A 12,622-nucleotide genomic window follows, 5' to 3' on the forward strand; every position below is an offset into this window, starting at 1 on the left:
CCCCCCGCCGCGGGGCCGGGCGGTCCGGCGGCCACCCCGAGCGCCGAGCCGACCATATTGACGAACGGTCGTACCGCTGTTCAGGGCACAATCACGGGCAGACCACGAAAGCAGGCCCCCGTGACACTCACGCCGACCCGTCTGACCCTTGACGACCTGTTCGCCGCCGCCGACCTGACCGCAGCCATCGAGGCCGGGCACGTCACACGCAAGGCGCACCCGTCGCTGCCGATCTCGATCTACACCTACACACCGGTCTGTCAGTACGGGCACATCTGGACGCCCGTCACGATGCGGTGCCGCGGACTGATCGCCGACGACGCGAGTGGCGAGATCGTCGCCCTGCCCTTCCCGAAGATCTTCGTCACGGCCATGCACGGCCGGCACGACTTCGCGCCGACACTGCCCGGCGAGCCGTTCGAGGTCTTCGAGAAGGCGGACGGATCGCTGGCGATCGTGTTCCACCACGCCGGCCGGTGGCACGCCGCGTCGAAGGGGTCCTTCATCTCCGAGCAGGCCCGGTGGGCGCAGCGGGTGCTCGACCGCGCCGACACCGGCGGGCTCGACGAGGGCGTGACCTACCTGGCCGAGGCGATCTATCCGGGCAACCGGATCGTCGTCGACTACGGGGCCCGCCAGGACCTGGTGCTGCTCGGCGCGTACCGCCCGGCCGACGGCACCGAGGTGGAGCTGTCGCAGGCCGCCGCGCACTGGGCGCCGATCGGTTCGGTGGTGCGTTCCTGGGGCTTCGGCTCGGACGTCCCGGAGCTGGAGGAGCGTGCCGCGGCGGACACCTCGATGGACGGCGCACCGGTCGGCGGGACGCAGGAGGAGGGCTACGTCATCCGCTTCGCCTCCGGCGTCCGCGCGAAGCTGAAGCTGAGCGCGTACCTCGGGCTGCACCGCCTGTACACCGGCACCAACGAGCGGACGGTGTGGGAGGCGCTGGCGGCCGGCCGCGAGCCGGGCACGCTGTTCGACCGGGTGCCGGACGAGTTCCGGGACTGGGTCGAGCAGATCGCAACCAGGCAGCGCGAGCAGGTCGCCGGGTTCGTCGCCGGGGTCGAGGCGGAGTTCGCCCGGATCCCGGCCGGCCTGGACCGCAAGGCGTTCGCGGCCGAGGCCGGGAGGGCCTCGCGCCCGGGGGCGATGTTCCGCCTGTACGACGGGCGGGACGTCCTCGACATGGCCTGGAGGTCCGTCAGGCCCCGTGGCGACGCGCCGTTCAAGACCGACGAGGAAGGCTGACCCGTGCCCACCGTGCACCTCACCACCGGCCTGCCCGCGTCCGGGAAGACCACCCGGGCCCTGCAGCTGCTGGCCGACTCCGGCGGCACCGTGCGCCGGGTCAACATGGACGACATCCGCGCGATGCTCGACGGCCACGGCGGCGGCCGGGGCACCTGGACCCACCGCCACGAGAAGACCGCGATGGCCGTTCAGGAGGCCGCGATCCTGGCCGCCGTCGGGGACGGCTTCGACGTGGTCGTCGACAACACCCACCTGACCGCGAGCATGGCCGGGCGGCTGAGGTCCGTCCTCGCCCAGGCCGAGGACATCACCTTCGTGGTCCACGACTTCACCGACGTCACCGTGGAGGAGTGCCTGGCCCGCGACGCGGCCCGGGCGAACCCGGTCGGCGAGGAGGTGATCCGCCGTCTGGACATGAAGCACCGCTCGGCCCGCAGGAGCGGCTGGCGGCTCACCGCCGAGTGGATGTCGCAGACGCTCGCGGTCGAGCCCTACCGGCCCGTCGAGGGGCTGCCGTCCGCCGTGATGGTGGACATCGACGGGACCCTCGCGCTGAACGTCTCCCGGGGCCCGTACGACTTCACCCGCTGCGGCGAGGACGCCCTCAACGTCGCGGTGGCCGACGCGGTGCGGATGTACGGCGAGGCCGGCCACCGGGTCGTGGTGCTCTCCGGGCGCAGCGAGGAGTTCCGGCCGCAGACCGAGAAGTGGCTGGCGGCGCACGGCGTGGCCTGGGACGAGCTGTGGATGCGTCCGGCCGGGGACACCCGCCGGGACGACGCGGTGAAGCTGGACCTCTTCGACGCGCACGTGCGCCACCGCTTCGCCGTCCGGGTCAGCCTGGACGACCGCGACCGGGTGGTCGCGCTCTGGCGCCGGCTCGGCCTGCCGACGTTCCAGGTCAACTACGGGGACTTCTAGCAGCCGGGTGGCCGGCGGGCCCGCCCGCCGGCCACCCGGACAGCGGTCTCAGGCGGCGGCCGCGAGTGCCGCGGCCGGGGCCGTCGCGTCCCGGTGCAGCCAGGCCCGCTCGGCGGCGCTCCACGCGGTGGTGGTGACCAGGTAGAGCCCGGCCGCCAGCGGCACCAGCGCGGCGAACAGCACCGTGCCGAACGACAGGTACGGCATCAGGGCCGCCCCGGGTTGCGGGGTGGCGCCGGGGGCGGGCGCGGGGGCGGCGGCGATCGCGCGCCGCGCCCGGCGGAAGTTGGCGAGGCCCACCGCCGCGAGCGCCGCGTACAGCGCGCCGAACACCAGCCACTGGGCGGCGCCGTGCGCGGCGCTCGCGTGCAGTCCGAGCGGCACCCCGAACGCGGTGTGGCCGAGCAGGTCGTTGGGTGTGGTGAACAGCCGGTACATCACCGAGAAGAACGGGATCTGCACCAGCATCGGCAGGCAGCCCGCGAACGGTGAGGCCTTCTCGCGCCGGTACAGCTCGGCGAGAGCCTCGCGCTGCTTCTCGGGCTCGCCCTTGAACCTCCGGTTGAGCTCGGCCACCTGCGGGGCGAGGCGGGTGCGGGACTTCTCGCCCCGGGCGGCGGCCCGGGCCAGCGGGTGCAGGGCGAGGCGGACGAGGACGGTGAACAGGACGATCGCGGCGGCGGTCGGGACCACCTGGGCGAGCGCGGAGACGAGGTCGTGCGCCAGGCGGACGGCCGGGTCGAGAACGGCGAAGACGGACATGGTGAGGCGAGCCCTCCGGGGTCTCGTTGCGTGAGAGGTCGGCGGAGGACGGCCGCGCGGTGGCAGCGCCGGGGTGGGGGCGTTACGCGGCCGTCGGGGCCGCGCCCGGGGCCCTGGGACGTCGGCGGCCCCGGGCGTCCGGATCACGCTGCGGGAGGAAGGCGGTCCGGAAGGCGCGCCGGCGCAGTGTCGCGGCCCGCACGGTGGCGGGGGCGCGGGCTCCGAGCAGTCGCCCGGTCGCCAGGGCGCCGGCCGCCACGCCGGAGAGCAGGACCAGGGCGGCGGCGGCCGCCACGGCGGTCAGGCCGGCCGATCCGGTGAGCAGTTCGCCGGTGAGCAGGCGCAGCAGGCCGAGCAGGGTGGCGAGCAGTGTCATCGTCGTCCCTCTCCGGTCGGTGCGCGGGGCGGTTGCCGCCGCCGGTGACGATGGTACGGGTGCGGCGCGTCCTGGCAACAGCCGTTCGTCCCGGCCCGTGCGCGGGCGTAGCCATCGGTGCTACGCGGGGCTACCGTGGAGGGATGAAGACGATTACCCAGCGGGAGTTCCGCAACAACTCCGCCGCGGTGATGGACGCGGTGGAGGCGGGTGAGACGTTCCACATCACCCGCAACGGCGTCGAGGTCGCCGAACTGCGTCCGGTCTCCGGCCGTCGGCGCCTGAGCGCGGAGGAGCTGGTGGCCCGGCACAGCAGGCTGCCGAAGGTCGATTACCAGCAGATGCGCAAGGAGAGCGAGGAGTACTTCGGCGCCGAGGACCTCCTCGGCGAGGACGACGACCCGTTCACCCGCCGCCGTGGCTGAACGCCGACGGAGCCCCCGGCGCCGACCGGCCGGGGTGCTGGACACCTGTGTCTACATCGACCTGGCGTTGCTCGACCCGGCCGAGCTGCCGGCCGTCCCGGAGCTGACCGCGATCACCTTCGCCGAACTCCAGCAGGGTGTCGCGATGGCCCGGGACCCGCTGAGCCGGGCCGCCCGGCTCGAAGTGCTCGGCGCGGCGATGGCCGACTTCGACCCGCTGCCCTTCGACGGCGCGGCGTCCGCCCGCTACGGGACGCTGGTGGCGCTGACGATCGCGGCGGGGCGCCAGCCGCGCCCGCGCCGGATCGACCTGATGATCGCGGCCGTCGCCTCCGCGAACGGCCTGCCGCTGTACACCCGCAACATCGCGGACTTCCGGGGCCTGGGCGCCGCCGTCGAGGTCATCGCGGTGTAGCGGCCGGGCCGCGCGGGGCCCGGGCATCCGGCCTGACCACCGTGCCGGTGGCGGCGGACGCGCGGGCCGCCTCCAGCACGGTCAGCGTCGTGACCGCGTCGCGGGGGTCGACCGGCGGCGGCGTGCCGGTGGCGAGCGCGGTGGCGACGCCCGCGTAGAAGGCGGGGTAGTCGCCCGGGTAGGTGGGGAGCGCCGCGGCCGACCCGTCGGTGCCGAAGGCGCCGTGGTGGGTCTCGGCGTCGGCGCCCCAGGGGTGGGTGCCGTCGGGCCGGCGGCCGGCCTTCAGGGCGTCCTCCTGCGGGTCCATGCCGAACTTCACGTACCCGGCCCGGTCGCCGAGGATCCGCAGGCGCGGTCCGGTCAGCGGGGTGATGGCGCTGGTCCACAGGTGGGAGCGGGTGCCGCCGGCGTGGGTGAGCGCGAGGAAGGAGTCGTCGTCGACCACCGCGCCGTCGCGGCGGGTGTCGATCTCGGCGTAGACCGTGTCGACCGGGCCGAACAGGGTGATCGCCTGGTCGACCAGGTGGCTGCCCAGGTCGTAGAGGGTGCCGCCGGCCTCGGCCGGGTCGGCCAGCTCGCGCCAGCCGGCCTTCGGCTTGGGCCGGAACCGTTCGAAGCGGGACTCGAAGCGGTGCACCCGGCCGAGGGCGCCGCTCTCGACCAGGTGGCGGGCGGTCAGGAAGTCGCCGTCCCAGCGGCGGTTCTGGAACACCGAGAGCAGTACCCCGCGGCTCTCGGCGTACTCGCAGAGCTCCAGGGCCGAGGCGGCGGTGGCGGCCAGCGGCTTGTCGACCACGGTGGCCAGTCCGGCCCGCACGGCGGCCCGCGCCAGCGGGACGTGGGTCCGGTTGGGGGAGGCGATGACGACCAGGTCCAGCGCCTCCGGGTCGGCCAGCAGCTGTTCGGGGGTGTCGACGGCGCGGGCGTCCGGATGATCGCGCCGCAGGTTCGCGCGGCGCTCGGGGTTGGCGGTGACCACCGCGTCCAGCCTCAGCCCCGGGGTGGTGGCGATGAGCGGAGCGTGGAAGGCGGAGCCGGCCAGGCCGTAACCGACCAGGCCGACACGGAACGGGGTACGGAAGGCGGTGCTCATGACGCCCACTCAATCACGGCCCGCCCGCGCGGCCCGCTGTTGCGGGCCGCCCGGCGTTGCGGGCGGCCCCGGCCGTTCAGCGGGCGTGCGCGCCGCGGGTGCGCCGGCCCCGGCGCAGGACGGCCATGGTGGCGCCGGCCAGCAGGAAGGACGCCCCGACCGAGGCGAGCAGGCCCAGCGAGCGGGCGGAGCCGGTCTGGGCGAGGTTCCCGGTGCGGGCGGCCGGGCCTGCGGTGGCGGAGGGGCCGGTGGAGGTGGCTGCGGCGGCGGTGGTGGAGGGGACGGCGACGGCGGGCGCCGCCGCGGCGGCCGGGCCGCCGCCCGCTGCCGCCGGCGCATCCGCGGCGGCGGCAGGGCCGGTACCGGTGGCCGGTGCCGCGGGGACGGTGGCGGTGGCCGGGAGGCCGGAGGCGATGGTGGCGGTGGTGGCGGGCGGGTGGGAGTGTCCGGCGCCGGTCGCCGCCGGGACGGCTGCGCTCCCGGGGGTGGCGCCGCTCCCGTCGAAGACCACGTCCGAGCAGGAGTAGAAGGCCTCCGGGCTGTCCGAGCGCTGCCAGATCGCGTAGACCAGCTGACGGCCGGTCCGCCCCGCCGGGATCCTGCCGGGCAGCAGGTAGGAGCCGTCGACGAGCTGGGGGTCGGTGACCGAGAGGAACGGCTGCGCGTCGAGGTCGGCCCAGGCCAGCGGCTTGGCCGGGTCGTGGCCGCGATTGGTGAGGAAGAGCTGGAAGGTGCCCTTGTGCGGGGCGGTCGCGCGGAACCGGAAGGTGAAGTCGGCGCCCGCGGTGAGGTTGGTCGCGGGCCAGTCGGCGCGCGGCAGGTCCAGGCCCCGGAACATGTCGGTGCCGGCGCTGCACAGCTTCCCGTCCGGGATGATCTCGCGGTGCCGGCCGGCCGCGTCGCCGATCCGCAGGCTCATCCAGTCGTACAGCGCGGCGGTGCCGCCGGTGGCCACGGCGGCCCGGCAGGCGGCCGAGACGGGATGCTCCGGGCCCTCCAGATAGCAGCCCTCGACCCGGCTGAGCGGGTTCTGCATCGAACCGTGGGCGGTCGCGGTGCCGGCTCCGAGGGTGACGGACAGGGCGCAGCCGGCCAGGGCGGCGGCGAGGACGAGCGGGGTGGCGGGGATGCGGCGGGTGGGCATGGCGGAGGAACTCCTCTACGGAGCGGGGGAGGGTTCTGTGCGCTTCACGTTAGCCCCGCGCGCACCTCCTACTGATGGGTGATCAGTTCGGTTAGGGGCCGCTTAAGGAGTCGTTGAGGCGGGTCCGCCGGGCAACCGGTACGTCCGGTGGGCGGTACGTACTCCCGTCGGCCAGGTGTGCGGATTAGGCTGTGCCCCGTTGGGGCAGCCAGCATCACCCCCGGTCGTCCGGTGTTCCCGGCGGGAGTCCGGCCGGCGGGGTGCGCACCGGACACGCTGCGCAGTTTCGTACGACCACCGCAAGACTTCGGGAGACACGCACGTGGCAGACCGCAAGCCCATCGAGTCCTGGCTGACCGACATGGACGGTGTCCTCATCCACGAGGGAACGCCGATTCCCGGCGCGGAGGAGTTCCTCCGCCGCCTGCAGGAGTCCGGCAAGCCGTTCCTGGTACTCACCAACAACTCCATCTACACGCCGCGCGACCTCAGCGCCCGCCTGGCCGGCATGGGCCTGAACGTGCCGGAGGAGCGGATCTGGACCTCGGCGCTCGCCACCGCCAAGTTCCTCAAGGGCCAGCGCCCGGGCGGCACCGCGTACGTCATCGGGGAGTCCGGCCTGACCACCGCGCTCTACCAGGCCGGCTACGTGCTGACCGACAACAACCCGGACTACGTGGTGCTCGGTGAGACCCGCACCTACAGTTTCGAGGCGCTCACCAAGGCGATCCGCCTGATCAACGCGGGTGCCCGCTTCATCTGCACCAACCCGGACGAGACCGGCCCCTCCACCGAGGGCGTGCTGCCGGCCACCGGTTCGGTCGCCGCGCTGATCACCAAGGCGACCGGCGTCGAGCCGTACTTCGTCGGCAAGCCCAACCCGCTGATGATGCGCGAGGCGCTGAACAGCGCGGGCGCCCACTCGGAGACCGCCGTGATGATCGGCGACCGGATGGACACCGACATCGTGGCGGGCATGGAGGCCGGCATGGAGACCATCCTGGTGCTCACCGGCCTCACCGCGGCGCAGGACGTGGAGCGCTTCCCGTACCGGCCGACCCGGGTGGTCAAGTCGATCGCCGACCTGATCGAGATGATCTGACGCTCGTCACAGGAGTGGGCCCCGCGCCGGCTGCCGGCCGGGACGGGGCCCACGGGCCGTCCGAGGGGGAGAGGACGCGATGAGGCCGTCTGCGAAAGACCAGCGGCGCGCAGAGGTCGCAGAGCGCCGCCACTGACCACAGGGCCACCCGGGCGCCGCCCTCGGCCAGCCCCCCGGCGAGCAGCAGCGGCCGGCTGAGCAGCGCGCCGACCCCGTACGGACCGCGCCGGACGCCGGGTGTCCGGCTCAGCAGCAGTGCCAGCACAGGACCGGGAGCCGGCCGGGCAGGCCGTCGCGGCCACCGAACCCGGCTGAGGCGGGAACTGTCGGTGGAGCTGTGTAGCGTTCGGGGTGGAAGAGGACGTGCCGGGCGGTCAACGGCACGCCGAGGTCGGGGTGGCGCGGCCGTGGGCCGCTGCCTGCTGGGAGGTTGAACTCGTGACGGACACTGTCGAGGCGGGCACGGGCGCCGGGCTGGAACTGCCGCAGGCCTGGCAGGAGGTGCTCGCCGCGGAGACGGGCAAGCCGTACTTCGCCGAGCTGGCGGCCTTCGTCGCCGCGCAGCGCGCCGAGCACCAGGTGTTCCCGCCGGCCGGGCAGGAGTTCTCCGCACTGGAGGCGACGCCGTACGACAAGGTCCGGGTGCTGGTCCTCGGACAGGACCCGTACCACGACGACAACCAGGCGCACGGGATGAGCTTCTCCGTGCTGCCGGGCGTCAGGATCCCGCCCTCGCTGCGCAACATGTTCAAGGAGCTGGACGCCGACCTCGGCGTGCCGGCCCCGGACAACGGCTACCTGATGCACTGGGCCGAGCAGGGCGTGCTGCTGCTCAACGCGGTGCTCACGGTGCGCGCCCACGAGGCCAACTCGCACAAGGGCAAGGGCTGGGAGAAGTTCACCGACGCCGTGATCAAGGCGGTCAGCGACCGCGAGGAGCCGGTGGTCTTCGTGCTCTGGGGCAACTACGCGAAGAAGAAGCTGCCGCTGATCGACACCACCCGCCACGTGGTGGTGCAGGGCGCGCACCCGTCGCCGCTGTCGGCCCGGCTGTTCTTCGGCAGCCGCCCCTTCTCGCAGATCAACGAGGCGCTGGGCGGCTTCGGCGTCGAGCCGATCGACTGGCGCGTACCGGACGTCAAGAACGGCTGAGTCCTCCCGCGCCGGGGTCGACGGCAGCGGTCGCCGGGGTGGATGGGCCCCCGGCGACCGCAGCCGTCAGCCCGCGGCGCCCAGGTAGCTCTGCCAGCCGTCGGTCGGGGCGTGGCCCACGTTCAGCGCCCGCAGCTTGCGCAGGGTGGACTCGTCCTGCACCTCCAGCCACTCGACCAGCTGCTTGAAGGAGACCATCCGGACCTCGGGCTTGTCCGCGATGGCCTTGATGGTCTCCTCGACGGCGTCCATGTAGATGCCGCCGTTCCACTGCTCGAAGTGGTTCCCGATGAACAGCGGCGCCCGGTTGCCGTTGTACGCGCGGTCGAAGCCGGCCAGGTAGGAGTCCCGCGCCTGGCCGCGCCACGCGTCGTACTTGGCCGGGTCGCCCTTGGTGCTGCCGGCCGACTGGTTGGCGAGGATGTTGTAGTCCATCGACAGCACCTGGAACGAGTGCCCGGGGAACGGGATGCCCTGCAGCGGGAAGTCCCAGATCCTGCCGTCCTGGACCTTCTGCGGCCACATCTGCAGGCCGCCGGGCGAGCTGGCGTCGTACTTCCAGCCGAGCGCGGCGGCCGTCGGCAGCAGCGTCTTCTGCCCCTCCAGACAGGGGGTCCGGCCGCCGACGAGCTCCTTCGTGTAGTCGAAGGGCAGCGGGTCGACGTCCGTGAACCCGGTGTTGGTCCGCCACTGCGTCACGAACGAGACGGCCTGGTCGATCTCGCTCTTCCAGTCCTCGGGCGTCCACTTGTTGACGCCGTTGCCGTCGGAGCGGGTCGAGCAGAAGTGGCCGTTGAAGTGGGTGCCGATCTCGTGGCCGGCCAGCCACGCCTGGCTGATCAGCTTGAGGGTGCTGCGGACCGCCCCGGCGGACAGGAACGGGATGTCGGAGGCGCCGACCGCGTGCTTCGGCGGGTGGTAGAGCTGCGACTTGTCCTTCGGCAGGGCGTAGATGCCGGACAGGAAGAACGTCATCTTCGCCCGGTACTGCTCGGCGATCTTCAGGAAGCGCGGGAACTGGCCGTCGTCGGTGCCGCCCGCGCCGTCCCAGGAGAACACCACGAACTGCGGGGGGCGCTCGCCCGGCTTGAGCTTCTCCGCCTTCGGCTGGTTCGGCTGGGCGCCGCTGTCCGCGGTCGAGCCGTCCCCGATGGGGGTGCCCTTCACGGCGCCCGTGGCGGAGCCGGTGGGCTTGCCGCCGCTGTTGTCCCCCGAACCGGCGCCCCGGCCGCCCGCCGTACCGGAGCCGCCCGAGCAGGCCGTGACCGCACCGAGCGCCGCCGTCGCGGCGGTGGCGCTCAGCACGGCCCTGCGCGAGATGCTGGACATGGTCTCCCCCTGCTGCCTGGAGTCCGGTCACCGGCCGGGGCCCGGGAGGACGTCCCGCGGGCACGTCCGGGGACCACCCGGGGCGCGCCGGCCGGGCGTTGAGCCGTACCGGTTATAACGGACATTTAATGAGTATTCAGCCTTCAGCATGCCATGCGGGGCGTAGCCTCCAGGGCTTCGGTCCGCCGCTACCCATCACGCCGAGCGGGCCCGGACGGCTGCGCCGGGCGGGGGGTTGTTGCCGTCCTGTGACGCTCGCGCCCAGGTACGCGGGGCTGGGCGGGGGTGCGCGGTCCGGGCGCGGTGGGGTGGCTCGGGGCGCGGGCCGCTCGCCGACACGCCGGGGGGCCGACACGCCGGGGCGGGGCGGGGTGGTCTCAGGCGACCGGGAGCCGGCGGTTGCGGCGCACCACGCGGGCGATGGCCGCGCTGATCGTGGTGGCGGCGGCGCAGGACACCACCAGGCTCAGCCAGGCGGTGTCGAACCAGTGGCTGTTCAGCCAGCCCAGGGTGACGATGTAGGTCGCCCAGACCAGCGCGGCCAGTGCCGACCAGCGCAGGAACTTGCGCGGGTGCTCGGGGGAGTGCCCCATCGCGAGGTCCAGCACGGTACGTCCGGCGGGCACGAAACGGGCCACCACGACGATCGCCGCGGCGGCTCCGGTGGTCCGCCCGTCCAGCGCCTGCTGCACCCGCGCGACGCTGGCCGCGAGCTGCGGCCGCTGCTCCAGGCGACGGCGCACCGAGGGCGCGCCCCGGCGGGCCAGGCCGAGCAGCAGGATGTCACCGAGGAAGGAGGCCATCGCGACGCCGAGCCCGAGCAGCAGCGGGGCGCCGTCGATGCGGGCGGTGTTCAGGACGGCCAGGATGACCAGGGTCCCGCTCGGGATGAAGGGGACGAACGCGTCGCCGAGAACGGCGAACAGCGCCACGGCGCAGATCCACGAGGATCCGAGCAGTGCGGTGATGTCCAACGTCGTACTCCCTCCAGACCGGCCCGGGGGAGCAGGTGGTTGCAAGTGACAACGCTAGCGCCTCGACCTTTCATGCCGTGAAGCACCCCCTCTGTGGCAGGCGTCACGACATGCGAGAGCCCCCGGGGCGGGGTGCTGCTCCGGGGGCTCGCGGGGATCGAACGGTGCTGGTCCAGCCCGTCGACCTTGTCGATGGGTGCGGATCCTGTGCGTGATCCGCCCTGTGGAACAGCCTGCCGGACGGCGGCCGGTGATGGCGAGCCCTGGGGCTGGCGACTTCCCGCGCTGGCGCGAACTCGCCACCCGTGTGCGTCCGCTGGCAGTGAGTCAGCTCGCCGGCCGGACGGCGCACCGGCCGAACGGACGGTCGGCGCGGCGGGGGTGGCGGCCCGGCCCGGGACGCGGACGGCGGCCGGGCCCGGGAACACCCCGCCGTCCCGGGTGGTTGTCCCCCGACGGCGGGAGGCCCCGCCGTGCGCGACCGCTCGTGCACGACCACTCGTACACGACCAGGAGGCCGGACGGCATGACCACCGAGGACCAGCACTCACCCCAGCCCGGGCAGCCCGCCGGCCGTGACGCCGCCCCCGGTGCGGCCGCCGTGCACGGGGTGGCCCGCGGCACCGCGCCCGCGCCGCTGTCGATCCTCGACCTCGCCACCGTCGGCGCCGGCCACACCCCGGGCGAGGCGCTCGCCGCGACCACCGAACTGGCCCGCAGCGCCGAGAGCTGGGGCTACCACCGCTTCTGGGTCGCGGAGCACCACGGCATGCCCGGCGTGGCCAGCTCCACCCCCGCCGTCCTGCTCGCCCACCTCGGCGCGCACACCAGCACCCTGCGGCTGGGCTCCGGCGGCGTCATGCTGCCCAACCACGCCCCGCTCGCCGTCGCCGAGCAGTTCGGCCTGCTGGAGGCGCTCCACCCGGGCCGGATCGACCTGGGCCTCGGCCGCGCCCCGGGGACGGACCAGGCCACCGCCCGGGCCCTGCGCCGGGGCCGGGCCGAGGGCGCCGACGACTTCCCGCAGGAGCTCGCCGAGCTGACGCACTTCCTGGACGGCGACTTTCCGGACGGGCACCCCTACGCCCGGCTGACCGCCGTCCCCAAGGGCGAGGGCAGGCCGCCGATCTGGCTGCTCGGTTCGTCCGGTTTCAGCGCCCGGCTGGCCGGCCGGCTCGGTCTGCCGTTCGCCTTCGCCCACCACTTCAGTGGCAACAACACGCTGCCCGCGCTCGACCTCTACCGCTCCAGCTTCCGTCCCTCCGAGGTGCTCGCCGAGCCGTACGCCCTGATCGGGGTCAGTGCGGTCGCCGCCGACGACGAGGAGCAGGCCCGTCGGCTGGCCCGCTCGGCGGGGCTCGGGATGCTCAGGCTGCGCCGGGGCGACCCGGGCCCGATCCCGACGCCGGAGGAGGCGCAGGCGTACCCGTACAGCCCGGCCGAGGCGGACTTCATGGACGACTGGCTCTCCAGGGTCGTCCTGGGCGCGCCCGGCGAGGTGGCCGACGGCCTGGAGGCGCTGCGCAAGCTGACCGGGGCGGACGAGCTGATGGTCACCTCGCACATCCACGGCCACCGGGCGCGGCACCGCTCCTACGGTCTGATCGCCGAGGCCTACGGCCTGACCGCGGGCGCCGGGGCCTGACGGCCGGCCCGGCCCGGTGCTGAGCCGGGTCGA

The 12,622-nt window shown here is 74.0% G+C and carries 13 protein-coding genes; 7 read left to right on the forward strand and 6 right to left on the reverse strand.

Annotated features, from left to right (window positions below; all coding sequences use genetic code 11):
* Positions 1-120 precede the first annotated feature (120 nt).
* Together OG823_RS22170 and OG823_RS22175 are read left to right on the forward strand one after the other, a co-directional pair.
* The gene (locus tag OG823_RS22170; protein WP_371481357.1) at positions 121-1,248 is read left to right on the forward strand and encodes an RNA ligase; all 1,128 of its coding nucleotides are present in this window, start codon (positions 121-123) and stop codon (positions 1,246-1,248) included.
* A 3-nt stretch (positions 1,249-1,251) separates the two neighbouring features.
* Entirely contained in the window at positions 1,252-2,172 is a 921-nt protein-coding gene (locus OG823_RS22175) for an AAA family ATPase (protein WP_371481358.1), read from the forward strand.
* 48 nt (positions 2,173-2,220) lie between these two features.
* Here the strand turns inward: OG823_RS22175 and OG823_RS22180 are convergent, their stop codons facing one another.
* Positions 2,221-2,934, reverse strand: a complete 714-nt coding sequence (locus OG823_RS22180; RefSeq protein ID WP_371481359.1) for a YidC/Oxa1 family membrane protein insertase — start codon at positions 2,932-2,934, stop codon at positions 2,221-2,223.
* 82 nt (positions 2,935-3,016) lie between these two features.
* A complete protein-coding gene (locus tag OG823_RS22185; RefSeq protein WP_371481360.1) occupies positions 3,017-3,310 on the reverse strand; it encodes a DUF6412 domain-containing protein in 294 nt (97 codons plus the stop codon).
* A 143-nt stretch (positions 3,311-3,453) separates the two neighbouring features.
* Between OG823_RS22185 and OG823_RS22190 the strand changes: the two genes are divergently transcribed.
* Both OG823_RS22190 and OG823_RS22195 read left to right on the forward strand, forming a co-directional pair.
* Entirely contained in the window at positions 3,454-3,735 is a 282-nt protein-coding gene (locus tag OG823_RS22190; RefSeq protein ID WP_371481361.1) for a type II toxin-antitoxin system Phd/YefM family antitoxin, read from the forward strand.
* Positions 3,728-4,150, forward strand: coding sequence for a type II toxin-antitoxin system VapC family toxin (locus tag OG823_RS22195; RefSeq protein ID WP_371481362.1), 423 nt, complete (start codon positions 3,728-3,730; stop codon positions 4,148-4,150). Before OG823_RS22190 ends, OG823_RS22195 begins: the two co-directional genes overlap by 8 nt.
* Here the strand turns inward: OG823_RS22195 and OG823_RS22200 are convergent.
* Both OG823_RS22200 and OG823_RS22205 read right to left on the reverse strand, forming a co-directional pair.
* A complete protein-coding gene (locus OG823_RS22200; RefSeq protein WP_371481363.1) occupies positions 4,137-5,243 on the reverse strand; it encodes a Gfo/Idh/MocA family oxidoreductase in 1,107 nt (368 codons plus the stop codon). The two genes, OG823_RS22195 and OG823_RS22200, sit on opposite strands and share 14 nt — an antisense overlap.
* A 76-nt stretch (positions 5,244-5,319) precedes the next feature.
* Positions 5,320-6,387, reverse strand: coding sequence for a lytic polysaccharide monooxygenase (locus tag OG823_RS22205; protein WP_371481364.1), 1,068 nt, complete (start codon positions 6,385-6,387; stop codon positions 5,320-5,322).
* 322 nt (positions 6,388-6,709) lie between these two features.
* On the opposite strand from OG823_RS22205, the gene OG823_RS22210 reads away from it, so the two are divergent.
* Both OG823_RS22210 and ung read left to right on the forward strand, forming a co-directional pair.
* Positions 6,710-7,489, forward strand: a complete 780-nt coding sequence (locus tag OG823_RS22210; RefSeq protein WP_371481365.1) for an HAD-IIA family hydrolase — start codon at positions 6,710-6,712, stop codon at positions 7,487-7,489.
* Positions 7,490-7,927: 438 nt separating this feature from the next.
* Entirely contained in the window at positions 7,928-8,641 is a 714-nt protein-coding gene (gene ung / locus OG823_RS22215; RefSeq protein ID WP_371481366.1) for a uracil-DNA glycosylase, read from the forward strand.
* 66 nt (positions 8,642-8,707) lie between these two features.
* Here the strand turns inward: ung and OG823_RS22220 are convergent, their stop codons facing one another.
* Both OG823_RS22220 and OG823_RS22225 read right to left on the reverse strand, forming a co-directional pair.
* Positions 8,708-9,970 (reverse strand): hypothetical protein, encoded by a 1,263-nt coding sequence (locus OG823_RS22220; protein ID WP_371481367.1) that lies wholly within the window; start codon positions 9,968-9,970, stop codon positions 8,708-8,710.
* A 377-nt stretch (positions 9,971-10,347) separates the two neighbouring features.
* Positions 10,348-10,944 (reverse strand): DedA family protein, encoded by a 597-nt coding sequence (locus tag OG823_RS22225; protein WP_371481368.1) that lies wholly within the window; start codon positions 10,942-10,944, stop codon positions 10,348-10,350.
* 526 nt (positions 10,945-11,470) lie between these two features.
* Here OG823_RS22225 and OG823_RS22230 point away from each other — a divergent pair.
* Entirely contained in the window at positions 11,471-12,589 is a 1,119-nt protein-coding gene (locus OG823_RS22230) for an LLM class flavin-dependent oxidoreductase (RefSeq protein ID WP_371481369.1), read from the forward strand.
* Positions 12,590-12,622 lie beyond the last annotated feature (33 nt).

The sequence above is a fragment of the Kitasatospora sp. NBC_00315 genome (assembly GCF_041435095.1).
Taxonomy (GTDB): Bacteria; Actinomycetota; Actinomycetes; order Streptomycetales; family Streptomycetaceae; genus Kitasatospora.